The organism is Pseudoalteromonas obscura (assembly GCF_030135505.1).
Classification (GTDB): Bacteria; Pseudomonadota; Gammaproteobacteria; order Enterobacterales; family Alteromonadaceae; genus Pseudoalteromonas; species Pseudoalteromonas obscura.
The window spans coordinates 29,941-50,644 of sequence record NZ_JASJUT010000003.1 but is presented as its reverse complement, the minus strand read 5'-3'; the positions used below and the strand labels follow the sequence as shown (position 1 = coordinate 50,644).

Below are 20,704 nucleotides of genomic sequence, written 5' to 3'. Positions count from 1 at the left end.
TCAACTGATAAAGGCGTGTGCTTTACAACGGTAAACAGCATTAATAACAACAAACTATAAAAAGAATATTATGAATATAAGTTTAGGAAAGCGGCGGTATCTCGCATGCTCTTTGGCTGCGGTAATGTGCATGTTTACTTCATTTCATTCGATTGCAGATGAAGTAGATAACCTTATTACAACCACGATGGAAAAGCGTTTTATTCCTGGTTTGCAGCTGGCAGTCGTTAAAGATAAAAAAATAGTTAAAACTAAAGGCTATGGTATCGCTAACCTGCAAGATGACATTGCCGTAAAAAATCATACTGTTTTTTCAATCAATTCTATGACGAAAGCGTTTACTGGTGTAGCGTTGATGCAATTGGTAGAAAAAGGAATACTGACGCTTGATGATGGGATCGGTCAACACTTGCCAGAGCTTCCAAAAGCTTGGCATAGCATAAAAATTAAACATCTAATGGCGCACACTTCAGGGCTGCCAAAAATCTTAAGTGGCTATTATATTGATTTGATTGTGAGAGGAAACCCTAAAGCTGCTTGGGATAAAGTGCAAACACTTCCTATGTTGTCTAAAACCAACACCCGTTTTGATTACAACCAGACTGGCTACGTTATTGTTGGTAAAATTATCGACAAATACGTAGATGGAAATTTCATTGATTTCATAACCGATCATCAATTAAAACCGGTTGGCATGCAGTTAACAGCTGGTGCAGGCTTTGAATACATGACACCTGTGATAAAGAATCAAGCTAGACAATATTTGTACGACAAAAATAAGCAGAGTTTTACCAATATGTACGGCAAGTTTTTTTATATGCTGAGAACGGCCGCTGGCATGAATTCAACAGCGACTGAGTTGGCTCAGTATATGATTGCCTTGCAATCAGAAAAACTGATCAAGGACTTGGATGCATTATGGTCTCCAGTTACGCTCAACAATGGTAAAACACAAGGCTTTAGCAACTTGGAAAATGGCTACGCAATTGGTTGGCAGGTAATAGACAGAGAAAACCACCCTGCGGTGAGTGCAAGCGGCGGCAATGCAGTTACCATGATCCACTACCCAAATGATGATGTTTCTATCGTCGTGCTTACGAACCTAGTCGGCGGTTTGCCAATTCAGTTTGTTGACGAAATAGCGGCGCACTATATCGAAGATTTTGCGTTGTAATTTTTAATAGCAAAAGTCGAAACTTATCTAGCACTGGAGGTCGTTTAAGCGCATTCGCTTAAATAGCCTCTGTTGGGTAACGTATTACTTTATTTTTGCTTCAAGTTAATTAGCGTGCAATACAATCCATGTGCTTAGCGGCTATGCAATCGCACAGATGACCACAAAACAGGGTCAAAGACCTGAAGTGTTTTTTATAAACAAAAAGGTTGAGGCAGTGGTAGAGACCAGCAGAAAGAGTATTCCACTTCATTATCAAACGCATATAAACGTATGCGGCGTCGAAATTGAGACAATTATTTAAATGAAAAGGTGATTTGGTCACTTAGCCAAACCACCAAACAGATTTTATTTTCGAAGTGAAATAGAGTTCGCTTCAATATCAATTTTGCCTTGCTTGAATAAGCCTCCAATGGCTTTTTTAAAGTTGGCTTTGCTGGTTGAGAAGGCTTGTTTGATAAGTTGGGGGTCTGACTTGTCGCCCAAAGGTAAAAAGCCGTTGTTTTCCTCTAGCTTAGCAAGAATTTGTTCGCCAAGGCCTGAGATTTTCTCAATCCCTGGTTTTTCTAGTAAAACATCAATTTTGTCGCCCTCACGTACTTGCTTGATAAAGCCTTTCATACGCTGGCCGATATACATGCGCTTGAATACCGTATCAAAAAACACCATTCCAAAGTGAGTTTCGTTTATTACTACTTTGTAGCCAAGATCTGTTTTAGCAGCGACGATTAAATCAACTTCTTGAAACTTATCGTACTGAGCAGGTGTTTTGTTGACGAACTTATTTAAGTTGCTAGATGCACATAAACGTTTACTGGCGTTGTCTAGGTACAACTTAACGAGATAGCTGTAGCCTTCGCGCATTTTTGGCTTTTGCTCGTTGTATGGTGCAAGTACATCTTTGGCAATACCCAAGTCCATAAATGCACCCACTTTATTGATTTGCTTCACGCGAAGTAGCGCAAATTCACCAACCTGTGCAATAGGATCTCTGGTGGTAGCACACGCGTGCCCTTGGTTATCTGAATAGATAAAGACTTCTACGTTGTCACCTTCTTCTAGGTATTCTGGCTTTTCATCCAGAGGTAAAAATACATCACCAAGTTCTTTACCGTCGAGGTATGCGCCTTCCGCACAGATCTCTTCAATCATTAAAAATTGTTTAGTACCTAGCATGGCTTATTCCTCGGTTGGCTTTGGTTTTCTGCGAAGTGGTGCGTTGCCATCCACATCAAATGGTGCTGCAATAGGCTTTTTCGGCGCTTTAGGCTTTTTCGTAAACTTGCGCTTTTGTTCAGGTTTTGCAGTTTTTTGTGGTTTTTTACCTTTATAAGTGGGCTTTTTAGGCTTTTCTTTAAAGCCCTTAAACTTGCCTTCTAAACCTTCAATTGTGTGGAAGGTGAGCTTTTCTTTCAGGTATTGTGCAATTGCCTGATAGCTCTTCCAATCTTTTGGACCAACTAGAGATGCCGCGGTGCCTTTGAAACCCGCTCGGCCTGTACGCCCGATGCGGTGAACATATTCTTCAGCTTGCTTTGGTAGGTCAAAGTTGATCACGTGCGTGACGTTTAACAAGTCAAGACCACGAGACGCGACATCTGTTGTGACCAGCACTTTATAAATACCGCGGCTAAAGGCATCCATGATATCTAAACGTTTGTTTTGTGCCAAATCACCTGCAAGACCAATGGCCTTGATCCCCATTTCGTTTAACAGTTCACTTAAACGAGTGGTATCTTGGCGGGTAGCTGTGAAGATAATACATTGGCCCACTTCGTCTTGTTGAACAAAGTGTTTTAGTAGCGCTTCTTTGTGATCTAGGTGATCAGCAAAGTACAATGCTTGTTGAATATCGCCGTGCTTTTCATTACTGCCGCTTAGTAAAATCTTTTTAGGTGACTTTAAAAGTGCTTTGGCCGTTATTTCTACTTGAGCGTGCTCTAGAGTAGCAGAGAATAGCATGGTTTGACGCAGGCGGTGGTCAGCTTGGCTATTGATAGCATTAAGCTGCTTATCAAAGCCCAAATCAAGCATACGGTCGGCCTCATCAAAAATTAATAGCTCAAGGCCTGCTAAGTGCAGTGATTGCTGTTCCAAGTGATCAGTAATACGACCTGGTGTGCCAATCACAAAGTGTGGGTTTTTTCGCAGTGCTTTTACTTGGTCGTTAAAGTTCTCACCACCTAATACCTTTGTTGCAGTCATCGCAGTACCTGCGATTAACAAACGGCACTGTGAAAATACTTGGTTAGCAAGCTCTCGAGTAGGGGCAACAATGAGTACGCGAGGGTCGCGTTTACTCAGCGCTTTTTGTTTCATTACGCGCTGAACAGCAGGTAATAAAAACGCCAAGGTTTTTCCTGAACCGGTTTTTGACTGGGCAAAAACATCGTGGCCTGCAAGTGCGGTAGGGATAGCATGAGCTTGGATCTCTGTTGGCTCATTAATTCCTTGATGTTGTAATTGCTTCTCAAAGCGTAGGTCAAGGCCGAGTTCGGAAAATCTCAAAGTTACTTTCTCCAATCATTATTCTAAAAAACGCGCCATTATAGCAAAGTGCCAGACAAAGGCACTATATAAATATAAGGTTAAAAATGTTTTTGCTTTCGTTTTAGTCACTTGGAACAAAAACTCAGCATTTGATTGTGCGTGTTTTGCATTTGTTTCATAAATCCGTAAAATACACGCCTCAGCGCCGGATTTACGATTCGGTTTGTGCCTACGCGTCGTGTTTAAGTGTAGGTTGTTTTAAAGCTTATAAAAGAGAATTATTATGACTAAACCTTATGTTGTTTGTGCAATGTATAAGTTCGTTTCATTGCCTAATTTTGAGCAGATCCGTCAACCTTTATTGCAAGTAATGGAAGAAAACGAAGTGCGTGGCACGCTTCTTCTAGCGGAAGAAGGCATCAACGGTACTGTTGCTGCACAGCGTGAAGGCATCGATGCATTACTAGCATGGCTAGACAAACAACCAGGTTTAGACAACATCGTCTATAAAGAGTCTTTCGACGAAACATGTCCGTTCTATCGCACAAAGGTTAAGTTGAAAAAAGAGATAGTGACTATGGGTGTACAAGGTATCGACCCGAAAAAAGTGGTCGGCACATATGTTAAGCCTGAAGATTGGAATGCACTTATCTCTGATCCAGAAGTCGTTCTGGTTGATACACGTAACGATTACGAAATCGAAATCGGTACGTTTAAAAACGCGGTAGACCCAAAGACAAAAACTTTCCGTGAGTTCCCTGAATGGGCTGAAAAAAACCTAGATCCAGCAAAGAATAAAAAAGTAGCGATGTTCTGTACAGGTGGTATCCGCTGCGAAAAATCAACCGCTTACATGAAAGAGCAGGGCTTTGAAGAGGTTTACCACTTAGAAGGCGGTATTCTTAAGTATTTGGAAGATGTACCAAAAGAAGAAACCATGTGGGAAGGTGAGTGTTTTGTATTTGATAACCGTGTAGCGGTTGATCACGACCTAAACAAAGGTTCATACGAACAGTGCCACGCTTGTCGCATGCCTATCACTGAAGAAGAAATGCAATTAGAGCAGTATATGGAAGGTGTTTCTTGCCATCACTGCTACGACAACGTTACTGAAGAGCAAAAAGCACGCTTTGCAGAGCGTCAAAAGCAAATGGAGCTAGCGAAAGAACGCGGTGAAGGCCATATTGGTCACGAAGCGCAAGAAGCACTTCGTCAGCGTAAAGAGCAAAAGCAAGCGCAAAAAGAAGCGCAGCGTAAGCAATCAGCTTAATTTGCCTTAGTTTTACAAAAGTCCTAGCTGCTTTTAACGCCCTCGGTCGATTTGGCCGAGGGCGTTTTTGTTTATTCGCTGCAAAAAATATACTTTCAATTATTTGTAAATAACAATGAATTCAATAACTTATAAGTTGGCACCCATATCAAAGGAATAAATGTGAGCGCGCTCAATAATAATTGTTGCTGATTTGGGTTCCTCGGTAATATGCGCTTATACTGAATTAGGATAAGTTTATACCGTACAACAATAATGAATGCGCCAACCCAGTCAGAACTGACAATTTCTCTCCAAGCTTTTTCAAAACAAAGTCACCAGTTTTGGTCGTTACAGATCCTTGGTTGGCTTGGTTATACCGTGGTGGTTTTTATCTCGATTATTCATCCTCAGTTTGATGACAACGACTTTAACTTAAAAGGGCAATTACTGAATTTGGCTGTTGAGGTAAGTTTTGGTTTTACCCTTTCATTTGTACAGTGGTCAATTATAAGACGTATTGTACATTGGCCGCTTAAACGCACTTTGATAATGAGCTTCGTCAGCGCAGCTATTTTGGGCTTAGTGTTCAATATCATTAAGCTGGCTTCATACAAAACCATTGTTTATAACCAAGTCTGGTATCAAGAGCTTAATATGCTTGAGTTTGGCGGCTGGTTTTTGTTTTCGATTTCTACCATGTTTGTGTGGACAGCGATATTTTTTATTATGCTGTATAACGCGCGATTGCAAAAAGAACATGAAATGTTGCTCAGAGCCCAAACTGCGGCCAAAGATGCACAGCTGCAAATGCTGAGATACCAATTGAACCCCCATTTTATGTTTAATACCATGAATGCCATTTCTACTTTGATCATGAAAAAGGAGAATGATATGGCACAGGAGATGTTAGATAAGCTCTGTGATTTCTTTCGTGCTTCGCTCCAGCATGACACATCAGATGCCAGCCATCTTGGCAAAGAACTTGAGCTGCTCCAACTGTATTTGAGCATTGAGAAGGTACGATTTGGCGAACGCCTCATGGTAATTTTTGACATAAACGACAAAGCAAAGCAGGCCAAAATACCCCCTTTAATTTTACAGCCCATTGTAGAGAATGCGATTAAGTACGGCGTTGAAGCGAGAAAACAACAAAACTTAATTGAGATTCGGGTTTCCAAGCAAGATGAGCAGTTAAAGGTTTTGGTAGAGAACGACGGGGGGGCATCAGATAGACCAAATGAAAAAGGGTTTGGGATAGGTTTAAGTAACACCAAAGAGCGCCTAGAAACCTTTTTTAGCACGCCATGTGAACTCAGAGTTGAGAGTGGCAGTACGAAAACACGCGTCACTATGGTCATCCCCTTTGTGATAGCAAAATAAGAATTGGAAATAATATGATTACTGCGGTACTGGTTGATGATGAACCTCTAGCGATAGAGGGATTGAGGCTGCGACTTGAAAACATATCTGATATTCAGATTGTGGGAGAAGGGTTTGACGGCGATGATGCAATTCGATTGTGTTATGAACATCAGCCTGATGTGTTGTTTATCGACTTAAGGCTACCGGGCCTCAGTGGTCTTGAAGTTGTTCAAGGGTTGCAGTCTGATACTATGCCACTGGTTGTGTTTGTCAGTGCGTATAGCGACTATGCGATAGAAGCTTTTGAACTCAATGCGTTGGATTACCTCATGAAGCCTGTGAATCTCGGCAGGCTTAAAAAAACAGTAGACAGAATTCGTGACTCACTAAATGAGTCAACACGGTCGCAAAAGAGTGAAGAAAAAGCCAAGCTTTTAAAAGCTTTAGGTGAGTCGTCGGGTTTGAGTATCTCACAGCTGCAAGAGTGGCTGGATAAAGAGGGTGCGCCATTGCCGACCAAACCAAGACATGAATTGCTGATCAAAAATCATGATAACGAACAAGTGTTTCTGTGCGTAGATGACATTATGTGGGTTGATGCTGCGGGAGATTACATGTGCATTCACACAGAAAAGGAAAACTATGTTGTTAGGATCACACTCAAGCGGCTCAGTGAAGAGCTAGATAATGGCATGTTTGCTCGTATTCATAAATCTACCTTAGTAAATGTGAATTTTGTTAAAAGTTTTACCACACTAAAGAACAATGAGTCGATGTTGGATTTAGGGGGAGACATTAGGCTCAAAGTGAGTCGAAATTATAGTGACACATTGAAGTCACTGCTGAAATCTCGTGTGGGAGATGCATTTTTGTAGTCCTCATGCCGCACATTTCATCGTGTAATTGTTTCGTCTTGTCGTGCAAGGTGCAGCTGCACCAGCATTGACGCAAAATTGCACCGCGATAGCGCATTTCGATTGTCACAATATTATCTTTCTATCAATATTTTAACTGCCAAATTTACATTTTTAATTTGCATTTAAAATAAATGCATTTGGCCAAATGACAACGATAAATGTGCCAAGGTTCACAGCGTGATGTTTTCTAATGCAGAAAATATCACATCTGCACTGTGAGCAAATGTGGAAGTGATGAAATGAAACCAACAGTAAACCAAGTGTTTGGCGTTTTCCTGCTAAGTGCGACACTGCAAGGGTGTGGCGGGGGCGCTGAAACGAACACTGATACCAGCCAAATATCACCAGAAGTTCCCGTATCTGATTGGCAACTCGTATGGAGTGATGAGTTCGAAACAGACACCATTGATACCAACAAATGGCTGCATGAAGTCAATTGTGATGGTGGCGGTAATAATGAGCAACAGTGCTACACGGCCAGCAGTGAGAATTCTTATATTGAAGATGGCGTTTTACATATTGTCGCCTTGCCTGCGGCAGATGGGGAGCCAAAACCTTACACATCAGCGAGACTAAGTTCTAAAAACAAAGCAGATTTCAAATATGGACGTTTTGAAGTGCGGGCAAAATTACCATCTGGCCAAGGAAGTTGGCCAGCATTTTGGCTACTACCAACCGATGAAAAATACGGCGGATGGCCAAAATCTGGTGAAATTGATGTGGTCGAGTCGGTCAACCTAAAAGCAAAAAGAGAAGACGGCACGTTAGAGCGTCACGTGTATGGTACTTTGCATTATGGTAAAGACTGGCCTGATAATGAATCTAGCGGTAAAGAATATCTTTTACCAAATGACATGAACCCAGCAGATGACTTTCATACCTATGCGATAGAGTGGCAAGAGGGCGAGATCCGTTGGTATGTCGATGGTTATCTTTACCAAACACAAAGACGTTCTCAGGCACTTTATGACAGCAATGGCAATGCCCTCGGGTTGATATATCGTGGTTGGTTCACAGAGTATTTCGGACAGGGCTCAGGTGAATTGGAAACACATTGGGATAACGCGCCGTATGACCAGCAATTCCATATGTTGCTTAATTTTGCAGTGGGTGGAAACTGGCCTGAAAGCGTCAATGAATTAGGTGTTGATGCATCTGTATTTGCAAACGGGCAACATTTTGAAATCGATTATGTGCGTGTGTATCAATGTCAAATCAATCCTGACACGGGGAAAGGCTGTGACACAGTTCGAGGTGGGTTTGATAGTTTAGATGATGCATTGGTTGAAGGCAAAGCGCCTACGCCAATTCCTCCTTCTTCCGGCATAGCTCAGAATTTAGATATCTTTACCGGTACGCCAAATCCAAATTGGCCAGCTTGGGACTGCTGTGGTGGCTCGACACCTGTAATAGTCGATGACGCCGAAAAAGGCGCTGCTTATGAGTTTATGGTGGGAGAAAGCCCGACCGTGAATGGATTTATTTCTCGCGAGGAGTTTATTACCGACGAAGCGGGCGCAGCAACGCCTTTTGATGCAAGCCCACTTCTTGATAGCGGTACGCTGAGCTTTGAAATGAAGGTGGTGAGCTTGCCAAGCGCTGCTGATACCCCTTGGCTTCTTAAAGTTGAAAGCGTCGATGCATCATCGGCAGTGGAGGTGGCCTTGACCACCAGCGTTGAAGGCCAAGCCCCCGTGCTTGGACAGTGGCAAACCTATACATTTCCTTTGCAAGCGCTGGCAAGTGGTGGCCTTAGCCTCAATGCAATAGATGCAGTGATGATATTCCCAACATGGGGCAGTGGCGATGGCGCAGTATATCAAGTTACCAACATGCGCATTGCGGGTGACAGCATATCTGCACCACAATCTTTTGTTATTTTCGAAGACACAATTAACCCTGCTTGGCCGTTATGGGATTGCTGTGGGGGCACGACGCCACAAATCGTTGAAGACGATGCACAGCACGGTAATGTTGCTGAATTCTCCGTGGGCAGTGAACCAACAGTATTAGGTTTTATATCTCGTGCTGACAATATCGTTGAGGAAGGTGTTTCACCAGCGCCATTTGATGCCTCGTCAATGTTTGCCGATGGCATGTTCCAATTTGAAATGAAAGTGGTGAATGCACCGGCTGACGCTGAATCGGTGTGGAAGTTAAAAATAGAGAGCAATAATGCGGAAACTGCCGCTGAGTTGGACCTAACTAACAGTATTGAGGGGCTAGCCCCTGTAACTGGCCAGTGGCAAACCTTTACATTTAAGCTCTCTGATTTAGCCAGTGCTGGGTTGGATGTAAGTGCCATTGACGTTGTGATGATTTTCCCAGCCTGGGGCACGGGCGAAGGCGCACTTTATCGCGTCGATAATTTGAAATTCTATCAACCAATGGATGCGCCAACATTCGAAGGACATGTGCTGTTTCAAGATGATGTGCTGTCACAGTGGTCACTATGGGACTGTTGCGGAGGTACGACACCAACGATTGTTAGTGACGACGCGCAACATGGTATGACAGCTGAGTATTCCATTGGTGCTGAGCCCACTGTTGTTGGTCTATTTGCGGATGATGGTGTGTATCTCGACAGTAGCGCATTTTTACAATCTGGTGTTATTCAATTCGAGATGAAAGTGGTGAGTGCCCCAACAAATGCCGAGTCTGTATGGAAGTTCAAGATTGAATCTATGGATACGACCACGGCGGTAGAGCTGGACTTGACGGCTAGCCAAGAAGGCAGAGCCCCTGTAGTCGGTCAGTGGCAAACCTATACATACTCTTTACAAAGCCTAGTTTCTGCTGGGTTAGATGTGACGGCGATTGATGTCGTGATGGTTTTTCCTGCTTGGGGCACTGGCGAAGGCGCGGTATTTAGATTGGATAATGTGCTCATCTACAACCAAAGTTCAGTCCCTCAGTCGCAATCTCTTACTCTTTTTAAAGATGGACAAAACAGCAGTTGGCCAATTTGGGATTGCTGCGGGGGGTCTACGCCGACAGAGCAACAAGATGATGCAGAGCATGGTGTGACTGCTGAATTTTCAATCGGCGCAGAGCCGACGGTGATGGGGTTTTTAGCAAATGAAGGTGCGCATTTTGATGCCAGTGTGTTGCTCTCTGAAGGTGTTATTCGCTTTGATATGAAAGTGGTCAACGCCCCCAATGACACCAGCAGTATTTGGAAATTCAAAATAGAGTCACTCGATGCGCAAACAGCTGTTGAATTAGACTTGAGCGCGAGCCTCGAAGCACAAGCTCCAGTTACTGGACAGTGGCAAACCTATACCTACTCTTTACAGTCGTTGGCTGACGCAGGCTTAGATTTATCAAACATCAATGTTGTGATGGTGTTTCCTGCATGGGGCACAGGCGAAGGTGCGGTTTACAGAGTTGATAACACAGAAATCACGGTGCCGTAACGCGGCAAATACAAGGGGGATAATCTTCCCCCAAGAACATAGAATTTATGTAGGTTAGTTATGAAACAAGTTCAATTTGTATCTTCGCGTGTGGCTTTGTGTGTCGCATTAGCTCTATCAGGAAAAGCGTATGCCAACGAGCAATCAGCAGTTAATTTAACGGCAGAAGAACAAAACTCAGAAATAGAAGTGATAGAGATCCGTGGGATCAAGGGAAGCTTGACCCGGGCTATGAATCTCAAAAGAAACGCATCAGGGGTGGTAGATGCGATTTCAGCAGAGGAAATGGGTAAATTTCCCGATACCAACTTGGCTGAATCTTTACAGCGTATTACCGGTGTTGCAGTAAGCAGAAGTAACGGCGAAGGCTCTCAAATTACTGTGAGGGGCTTTGGACCAGATTTTAACTTAATTACGTTAAATGGCAGGCAGATGCCAGGCACGGGTAACTCAAGATCATATGACTTAGAAAACTTATCTGCTGATGGTGTAATGGCGCTAGAGGTATTTAAAACGGCACGTGCGGAAAACCCAAGTGGTGGCTTAGGGGCCACCGTTAATATTGTGACTAGAAAGCCACTGGCAAGCCCCGGAGAGCGCTATACATTTTCAGCTAAGGCGATCCACGACTCGTCAAATGTCGAAAATGACGATATCACCCCAGAGCTGTCAGCGCTTTATTCAAACACCTTTATTGATGATGCATTTGGTGTGTCATTCTCTCTCACGCACCATGAGAGAGACTTTCAAAAGCAGCAGGCACATATTCAGGGTTGGCAAGCCAATGTCGATTTACCCGGCAATATCGATGACAATAATGTGATTGATCCTAGGCCGCTTGATAGTGAAGGTAACAGAATAGGAGATTACTTTTTTCCTCGCGACATGAACTATGGCATTGAAGACTTAGAAAGGGACAGAACCAATGGTCACATTGTTTTTCAGTATGCGCCGACTGATGACTTAGTGCTCTCTGTCGATTATACCCACACCAAAGCCGTTATAGGCAAAAATGGCACTGGTTGGGGGATGTGGAATGAATATGGCGGCAATATCAATGCATATGAGCTAGATGAAAACGGTACAGCTGTTTTTGCCGATATTAGTGGTAATGATGGCTCTTTCACTGCATCGCGTTCAACAACAGAGGTCATTGAAAAATCAGCAGGTATTAATATTGATTGGCATATCAATGACGTGTGGCATGTTTCTTTGGACTATCACGATTCTTCGAGTGAAACTGACAATGGTATCGATAAGGGCATTGGCAGTGAAGGGTCTTTGGTGTTGGGATCAGATCAGCTACGCACTAAAAACTATGACTACCGCACAGGTGATATCCCACATGCGCAAATACATTGGCTAAATGGGTCTACAACATTGCTTGAAAGTGAAATTGACTCGCACTTTAGTCAGTTTGTTCACTCGCCCGGCAAAGCAGAGGTTCAGCAGCTGCAAATAGACGCGACATGGGAGAATGACCGTTTTGACATTCCACTAAACGATGTCAAGTTTGGTTTCGCAATGACTGACCAAACCATGGGTGGCTCAAACGCTTGGAGTGGTTTAATTGGCGGGTTTTTATTTAATCCGGCGTGGCCGCAAATGTTCCCTGATAGCATGTTTGTTAGAAACAATACCAATGGTTTTTTGGATGCATTTGCAAGCGGTGGCGCAAATTTAAATCCGAATTACTACTACACCTTTGACTTTGACGAAGTGGTAGCGCGCTCCGAAGCATTTTTGACAAATGAAGTACTCGGTGGCGACGACTATTTCGCTACAACTGCCTACCATGATTTAGGCACCTTTTCTCAAAGCTCTGTGCAAGAAGAGACAGTGAGCTTTTATGTTCAGAGCGCTTGGGAATTTGAGGTCGCGTCATTACCAGTTTATTTGAATCTAGGCATTCGATACGAAGAAACAGACGTCACCAGTGTTGATGCGCAGCCCATTCCAGTATCAGTTTGGTGGTTAGGTGGCAGCGAATGGCATACACAATACCTCCCAGAAGACAATAGCCAATACACTTCTGAAGGACAACACGATGTGCTATTGCCAATGATTGACGTGAAAGTCGATTTCACCGATGAGCTGGTTGGCCGCGTATCGTGGGGCAAAACCATCACGCGCGCGCCGCTCGGTGACTTGGCGGGGGGGCGAGTGCTATCTGGTAGCCCAAAAATAGGCTCACGTAACGGCAGTGAAGGTAATACTAATTTGGAACCATTTGAGTCTACAAACTTAGATTTAAGCCTGGAGTACTATTACGATGAAAGTAGTTACGCAGCGATAGGGTACTTTAAAAAGTCGGTCAAAAACTTTATCGGGAGTCAGGTCAATGAAACCACCATTGATGGATTTAAAGATATCTATCAAGGGCCGAGGTGGAACCAGGCGGTTGCTGATATCGAAGCGCGTGGTGAGCAAGCAACCAGTGATGCCATTTTTCTGCAAATGCAGGCCAATGGCGCGACACTCAATTCTCAAGGTTACATAGAGCCCAGTGATGACGATCCGCTCTTACTTTGGAAGATAACCAAACCGTTCAATGCGACAGACACAAAAAAGGTCGATGGCTTTGAAGTGGCGTTTCAGCATGTGTTTGGCGAGAGCGGCTTTGGCATTGGACTTAATGCAACGTTTGTCGATGGCGACGTAGAATTTGATGTAAACAGTTTAGATCAGCAAACACCATTAACAGGATTGAGTGATTCTGCAAACGCCCAGTTCTTTTATGAAAAAGACGGGTTATCTATCAAAGTGACATACGCTTGGCGTGATGAGTACTTGATAGGAGTTGGCCAAGACCAAGGCTCTGCTGATAATCCGCCTCAGTTTGCCAAAGCGTATGCGCAGTTAGATGCAAGTGTGAACTATGACATTGATGAGCGTTGGACAGTCTTTTTAGAGGGCATAAACCTCAATGACGAAACTGAGCAGGGCTTTGGGCGATACGAACGACAGTTCTTATTCGCCAGGCAATATGGGCCAAGGTATACCTTGGGTGTGAGATACAGCTTTCAGTAATTCTAATCATTCTCTTATCTCTTAGTAATTTTAAGTGCCGAGTATGCAATAGACGCTATTGCATTAACTCGGTGTTTGTTGGAGTTTTTAATTATGGCAACCGAGTTTGCTTCTAAAGCTGCGCATGTGGACCAATCATCCGATTACCCTAAAAACATTGGTTTTGCACTTTCTGCGCTGACAAGTTTATTTTTCATGTGGGGCTTTATTACCTGCCTGAACGATATTTTAATTCCGTACCTTAAAGGTGCATTTCAACTAAGTTACACGCAAGCAATGCTGGTTCAGTTTTGTTTTTTTGGCGCGTATTTTATTGTTTCGATCCCAGCAGGAAATCTGGTTAGTAAAATTGGCTTTCAAAAAGGAATTGTATTTGGCCTATTCATTGCCGCTCTGGGGTGTGTGATGTTTGTGCCAGCGGCGATTATTGGATTATACGAAGTATTTTTACTCGCCTTGTTTGTATTAGCTTGTGGGATCACAATCTTACAAGTGTCTGCTAACCCCTATGTAAGCGCACTAGGTAAACCTGAAACGGCGCCATCTAGACTCACACTTACACAGGCGTTTAATTCTTTGGGTACCACCATTGCGCCATTTTTTGGTGCTTATCTTTTGTTCTCGTCAGAGCAAAATACTGTATCGAGCGGTGCCGAAGCCGTACAAGTTCCATACCTATTGCTCGCGGCAACATTGGGTGTTTTGGCGGTTGTTTTTGCGGTACTTAAGTTACCGAAACTTGTTGAGCCAAATGATGATTCATCAACGAGTACAAGACCGCTGACAGAGCATCCGCATTTAATTCTTGGTGCAATAGGTATCTTCGTATATGTGGGCGCTGAGGTTTCTATTGGTAGTTTTCTGGTGAGCTTTTTACATCAACCTAGCATTGCAGGCCTTAATGAAGCACAAGCGGCTAAGTTGATTGCCTATTATTGGGGCGGCGCAATGATAGGGCGCTTTATTGGTGCTGCAGTGATGCAAAAAATCGCAGGTGGGAAAGTACTGGCTTTCAATGCAATTGTCTCAATGAGCCTCATTATATTTGCAGTGAATCAAACCGGAGTACTTGCAATGTGGGCAATGCTAGCTGTTGGTTTATTCAACTCTATTATGTTCCCGACGATTTTCAGCTTGGCGATTTCAGGTTTGGGCAAAGATGCAAGCCGTGGTTCAGGCCTATTGTGTTTAGCAATTGTCGGCGGTGCGATCATTCCTATTTTACAAGGGGTACTTGCTGACAATATCGGTCTACACGGTTCATTTTTCCTGCCCGCAGCATGCTATATCTACATTACTTACTTCGGTCTTTGGGGGTGTCATAAAAAATCTAGTAAGGAGAGCGCGCAATGAACAACTTAAAACGAACAACGCTACTATATGTTTGTATGGCGAGCCTGCTAAGTGCATGCGGTCAATCCAAACGACTTGAAACAGAAGTTGAAAAGGGCAAAGACCCATCAATTTGGCCAAATATTACCTCTGAGCTTGCTGTATCCGAAGATGTTGAATCACGCGTTGCCACGCTTCTTGCCGATATGACAATAGAGCAAAAAGTAGCGCAAATGATCCAACCTGAAATACGCGATATCACAGTTGAAGATATGCGTAAATATGGCTTCGGCTCATATTTAAATGGTGGTGGGGCTTTTCCAAATGGCGATAAACACGCATCTGTTGCTGATTGGGTCGCATTGGCGGAGTCCATGTATCAAGCATCTATCGATGCATCTTTAGATGGCTCGACAATCCCGACCATGTGGGGCACAGATGCGGTTCATGGTCATAACAATGTGATTGGTGCGACTTTGTTCCCACATAACATTGGATTGGGCGCAGCAAATGACGCTAAATTGATTGAAAAAATTGCCCAAGCCACCGCCAAAGAAGTGCTGGTAACTGGCATTGACTGGATTTTTGCACCAACGGTTGCCACTGTGCGAGATGATAGGTGGGGGAGAACCTACGAAGGATACTCAGAGGACCCTGAAATAGTGGGAGATTATGCCTATGCCATTGTGAAGGGGTTACAAGGTGATGGGCGCTCAAATACCGTATTTAAAGATCAGCATGTGATTAGTACAGTTAAACACTTTGTTGGGGATGGCGGCACACTAAAAGGAGATGACCAAGGGAATAATGTTGTTAGTGAAGAGACATTGTTTAAGATCCACGCGCAAGGTTACGTGGGCGGTTTAAAAGCTGGGTCTCAGTCAGTGATGGCGTCCTTCAACAGCTGGCACGGTGACAAGATACATGGCAATAAATACCTGCTTACTACGGTGTTGAAAGACCGCATGGGCTTTGATGGTTTTGTTGTTGGAGATTGGAATGGTCACGGGCAGATACAAGGGTGTACTAATGACAACTGTCCACAAGCGATCAACGCAGGTCTGGATATGTTTATGGCCCCAACCAAAAGTTGGAAGCCTTTATTTTACAATACCGTCAGCCAAGTTAAAGACGGCACTATACCGCTTAGTCGAGTGAATGATGCGGTAAGTCGCATTCTCAGGGTGAAATTACGCGCTGGTTTGTTTAATAAACCGAGCCCAGCACAGCGGCTTTATGCTGGTGACAGCAAAATAATGGGCAATCAACAACACCGGGCACTTGCCAGAGAAGCTGTGCGAAAATCTTTGGTTCTGCTCAAAAACAAGGCAGGGATCTTACCGTTATCTCCTAAGCAAAATATCCTAATCAGCGGAGATGGCGCAAATAACATAGGAAAACAATCAGGTGGCTGGACTATTACATGGCAGGGGACCAATAACGCAAATACTGACTTTCCTGGAGGCACTTCAATTTATGAAGGTATTAAACAACAGGTGTTGAAAGCAGGTGGTGAAATTACCTTGAGTGTTGATGGTTCTTTCGAAAAGGGTAATAAGCCAGATGTCGCGATTGTTGTGTTTGGAGAGGAACCTTATGCAGAAGGTCAAGGAGATAGACCTCATTTGGCATATCAATACAGTACTAACAAGGACTTGCAGCTAATAAAGTCCTTGAAGGCTCAAGGTATACCCGTTGTATCACTCTTCATAAGTGGTCGCCCTATGTGGGTAAATGCAGAGCTAAATGCCAGTGATGCCTTTGTGGCACTTTGGCTACCGGGCTCTGAAGGCGGAGGTGTGGCTGATGTGTTATTAAAAGACCAGCACAACAGTATCCAATATGACTTTTCAGGCAGACTTTCATTTTCTTGGCCTAACTCACCAACGCAACATGTGAACCGTTTTGATGGGCAAAAACCGTTGTTTGAATATGGTTATGGGCTGAATTACGCAAAAATAGATACATTACAAGATAATCTGAGTGAGTTGTTTGACGTTAGCACCAGTGTTAATGAAGTAGAGTTTTTATATGATGGTCAGCCCAAAAAACCTTGGGCATTATATTTAACTGAAAGTAATAAGAAGAAGCCCGTTAAATCGAATAGTGAGCAGTTAAATGGGGTTGAATACAGAACAATTGACCGCTTTGTGCAAGAAGACAGCATTCAATTGTCTTTTAGAAACTCAGATATTGCGGGAGTTCAACTACTCAGTAAGCATGGTTTCCCTGAAGACCTCAGTGCATATGTAAATTCGAATGCGTACCTCACATTTGATATCTCATTGAAATCAGGAACGATTTCAACAGCCATTGTAGGGATGAATTGTCAGGGAGGCATCAAATGTAATTCGCAAATTAAAATACCAGAAGGTAAATTGAGCGCGCTCAATTCAAGTTGGCAGCAGATCGCTGTGCCTTTAACTTGCTTTGAAAACCTTGGTGCTGAGATATCTCAGACAATGTCTCCATTTAAGCTATCACTCGTTGGAAACGCTGAAGTGGGAATAGGGAAAATAGCACTGAGGGCATCAGCATCCGAAGCTTTAATAATTGAATGTAACTAGAATGCTCTTGACGAAAGCCCGCAAATTGCGGGCTTTTTACTTTTAAGACCGGTCATAATTTGTGTTTGATGTGTTTGATTATTAAGTATTAAGTCATGGTTGTATCGTCATAATGCCGATGTTTTTTCGATAAGGGTATATTCGTGGACTATAAACAAGCATTTAGTTTCCGGCGTTTGCCACACGTCGCCTTGCTCTTTTTAAGCATTTGGGGGGTGTTACAAACGACATTGGTCAGCATAATGATAGAGCGTTTTAATGGCTGTCCCTATGACTGTGATTTGTATGTACCGCAACAATTTGTATTTGTTATGGCAATTATATGCTTCCTTTCTCTAATATCTTCATTCATTTGTGCTTTTATTTCAGTATTTAAAACTCAGCAGCCCATTGCATATAAAGTTTTGCTATTAAGTTATTTAGCAGCGTTTTGCCAGATGTATTACATCGCAAGTTTTTAATGTTAAATGTGTTACTAAGCTAGCCCCTCACAGAGTTATCTTTTTCTCTGATATGACACCGCGGTTTTATAAACACTGGCGAGTAAGCTGAGCAGGTAGCCCCCTTTGATAGTCCGTCGGTGGTGCAATCAATCTATCACTTCATTTAAAGCCTTCGCGTTCATTTAACAGTTCAATATCACATGCTACTGCCATACATATAAATGATATAAATCACCGTTAGTATAATCCTGATGTTTTTAGTAGCCAAAGTCACAATTGACTGCCAAGAGGTCGTGAGACTCGTGATATGAAATATAGCAATCGCCTAGTTTTTACATTGTAATTTCGTCATGTTAGTCAATACTAATCTTGAAGGCTTATAGGCTAAGCTTAAGGAAAATTTGATGTTGAATAATTTCTCTGTACAAAGTCGGTTATTATCGTTGTCTGGCTTACCTGCCATTTTATTTGTTGTAGCGACAATCATTACGCTAACCACTATATCTCACCTTGTCACGAACATGGATAAAATGTACTCCGGTAGGGTGCTGCCATTGAAAGAAATTAAAGTTGTTTCGGACAATTACGCGGTTGTTATCGTTGATACCTTCCATAAATTAAGAGGTGGTCAACTCTCGTCAAGTCAGGCTCTTAGGAGTATTGAGGAAGCAAAATCAATTGCGATAGCCGAGTGGGAAATTTACTTAAGTGGTAAGTTGACCAGCCAAGAGCAAGCGATTGTTCAGCAAATAAAGCAGTCTGAGCGGGAAGTTAATCTGCTCATTCAAGAATATCAGACCTTGATAGCGCAAGATAAGTTTGACACTGTGCCTTACAATCAATTTGTTAAAGACCTCTACGAGACGTTTGACCCTCTCAGTGAAGGCTACAACGAGCTAATGGTGCTGCAATTGGACGAGGCCAGTCGATTAATTAAAGTAAGCCACGAAGAGGCGGATGCTACAAGAATTGGAATGATAATCGCGTCGGTCGTGGTTGTTGTGGCTATGTTGAGTGTCAGTTGGTTGATATACGGCTCCATTCATCGACCATTAAAAGGGTTACGCAAGACAATTAAAATTATTGCTCAAAACGCGGATTTAACCCAGCGGGTACAAGTCTCAGGTGAAGATGAGTTGAGTGAGATTGGTAATGACTTTAATAAAATGGTTAATTGCTTACACAATCTAGTTGAAAATTTAATGGAGATGATTTGCGAGCTCACATCAACATCTAATAACTTGACGACAATCAGTTCTTCAATGGCAAATACTTCTCAGGATCAAGAGCAACAGACAGCCATGATAGCGACAGCGGTGACGCAAATGAGCGCAGCTATTCAAGAAGTGGCAAATAATGCTCAAAACACGGCTCACAAAGCGGAAACATCAGGCGAACTTGCTGAGCAGGGAACTCGTACAATTACAGAGAACATTCAGTCAATTGAGCGTTTGGCTCAATTGGTAGCTGATAATACAGAGCAAATACAAGCTTTGAACACCCAAAGTAATGAAATTAACCAAGTTGTATTGATGATTCAAGGTGTGGCTGAACAAACTAACTTATTGGCTTTAAATGCAGCAATTGAGGCTGCTCGAGCTGGTGAGTCCGGTCGTGGCTTCGCAGTTGTCGCTGATGAGGTCAGGCAGTTGGCACACAATACACAAAAAGCCACTGAATCAATTAAAGAAATGATCTCTAAGTTGCAGTCGATGGCACAAAACGCAGTCGGCGCGATGGAAAATGCGCAATCTAGTGCGACGTCTAGTGTGGAAAAAGCGAATGAATCTGCCAAATATATGGCAGAAATTAATAACGCAGTAAATGAAATCATTGATATGAATGTGCAAGTTTCAACCGCCACAGAAGAGCAAACATCGGTGATCTCTGAGATTAGTACTAACATCAATGAATTTAATAATAGCATTATCGAAATTGCTAAGAATGCGCAATTGAATGCTGAAGCAAGCAATGCGTTAGGTGAGTATACAAGCAACTTAAAAGAGAAAGTGGACTCGTTTAAGACGTGATTGCCAAACCAGTTCAGAGTGACGAGGAGGAGAATGCGTTGGCGTGTAATACTCGTCATTGTGGGCTTGCCCCGCAATCCATGTTTCTTAATGCTGGGTTGGCTATAGAGGTGACAGCCTTGGACCCTGGAACGAGTTCAGGGTGACGAGGAGGGGAATGCTTTCACGGTCAATACCCTTAGTGAGGGTATTTATATTTATTAAGGTTGTCGTCTTGAATTCGCTGCGTTCACTGCCATTAACATTTTTCACTACGTCATCCTGAACTTGATTCAGGATCCATGTTTATTGACACTGTATTGGCTTTAGAGATTACATTCTTAGCGACTGATAAAACAGCTCACTTCATTTTGAAAAAGAATCGTACTCACTGTGTTCGCAGTCGGTGTCTTATTGCACTTTGGACCCTGAAACGAGTTCAGGGTGACGGGGAGTGGAATGCTTTCACGGTCAACACCCTTCGTGGGGGCATTTATATTTCTTAAGGTTGCCGTCCTGAATTCGCTGCGCTCATTGTCATTAACACTTTTCACTACGTCATCCTGAACTTGATTCAGGAACCATGTTTTTTGACACTGTATTGGCTTTAGAGATTACATTCTTAGCGACTGATAAAACAGCTCACTTCATTTTGAAAAAGAATCGTACTCACTGTGTTCGCAGTCGGTGTCTTATTGCACTTTGGACCCTG

General features: G+C 43.0%; 10 protein-coding genes and 1 pseudogene. 9 read left to right on the top strand and 2 right to left on the bottom strand.

The features are described 5' to 3' along the window. Nucleotides 1-70: 70 nt before the first annotated feature. A complete protein-coding gene (locus QNM18_RS08155; protein ID WP_284136859.1) occupies nt 71-1,174 on the top strand; it encodes a serine hydrolase domain-containing protein in 1,104 nt (367 codons plus the stop codon). A gap of 348 nt (nt 1,175-1,522) precedes the next feature. Here the strand turns inward: QNM18_RS08155 and QNM18_RS08150 are convergent, their stop codons facing one another. Together QNM18_RS08150 and QNM18_RS08145 are read right to left on the bottom strand one after the other, a co-directional pair. Next, a complete protein-coding gene (locus tag QNM18_RS08150; protein ID WP_284136858.1) occupies nt 1,523-2,350 on the bottom strand; it encodes a CvfB family protein in 828 nt (275 codons plus the stop codon). Nucleotides 2,351-2,353: 3 nt separating this feature from the next. Continuing rightward, nucleotides 2,354-3,682 (bottom strand): DEAD/DEAH box helicase, encoded by a 1,329-nt coding sequence (locus QNM18_RS08145; protein WP_284136857.1) that lies wholly within the window; start codon nt 3,680-3,682, stop codon nt 2,354-2,356. A gap of 265 nt (nt 3,683-3,947) precedes the next feature. Here QNM18_RS08145 and trhO point away from each other — a divergent pair, with 265 nt between their 5' ends. From trhO to QNM18_RS08105, 8 genes and pseudogenes are all read left to right on the top strand, one after another. Next, nucleotides 3,948-4,934 (top strand): oxygen-dependent tRNA uridine(34) hydroxylase TrhO, encoded by a 987-nt coding sequence (gene trhO / locus QNM18_RS08140; protein ID WP_023400016.1) that lies wholly within the window; start codon nt 3,948-3,950, stop codon nt 4,932-4,934. Between the two features lie 255 nt (nt 4,935-5,189). After that, the gene (locus tag QNM18_RS08135; protein WP_284136856.1) at nt 5,190-6,296 is read left to right on the top strand and encodes a sensor histidine kinase; all 1,107 of its coding nucleotides are present in this window, start codon (nt 5,190-5,192) and stop codon (nt 6,294-6,296) included. 14 nt (nt 6,297-6,310) lie between these two features. After that, nucleotides 6,311-7,153 (top strand): LytR/AlgR family response regulator transcription factor, encoded by an 843-nt coding sequence (locus QNM18_RS08130; protein WP_284136855.1) that lies wholly within the window; start codon nt 6,311-6,313, stop codon nt 7,151-7,153. 281 nt (nt 7,154-7,434) lie between these two features. After that, nucleotides 7,435-10,092, top strand: a pseudogene (locus tag QNM18_RS08125) (family 16 glycosylhydrolase); the annotation flags it as partial. A gap of 579 nt (nt 10,093-10,671) precedes the next feature. Further along, complete coding sequence (locus tag QNM18_RS08120) at nt 10,672-13,641, top strand: TonB-dependent receptor (RefSeq protein WP_284136854.1); 2,970 nt, start codon at nt 10,672-10,674, stop codon at nt 13,639-13,641. A 93-nt stretch (nt 13,642-13,734) separates the two neighbouring features. Next, nucleotides 13,735-14,994 carry a sugar MFS transporter gene (locus QNM18_RS08115; protein ID WP_417714795.1) on the top strand — a complete coding sequence of 420 codons (1,260 nt, stop codon included), beginning with the start codon at nt 13,735-13,737 and terminating at the stop codon, nt 14,992-14,994. Further along, entirely contained in the window at nt 14,991-17,540 is a 2,550-nt protein-coding gene (locus QNM18_RS08110) for a glycoside hydrolase family 3 protein (RefSeq protein ID WP_284136853.1), read from the top strand. The genes QNM18_RS08115 and QNM18_RS08110 overlap by 4 nt, the downstream gene beginning before the upstream one ends. A gap of 847 nt (nt 17,541-18,387) precedes the next feature. Beyond that, a complete protein-coding gene (locus QNM18_RS08105) occupies nt 18,388-20,013 on the top strand; it encodes a methyl-accepting chemotaxis protein (protein WP_284136852.1) in 1,626 nt (541 codons plus the stop codon). Nucleotides 20,014-20,704: the final 691 nt, after the last annotated feature.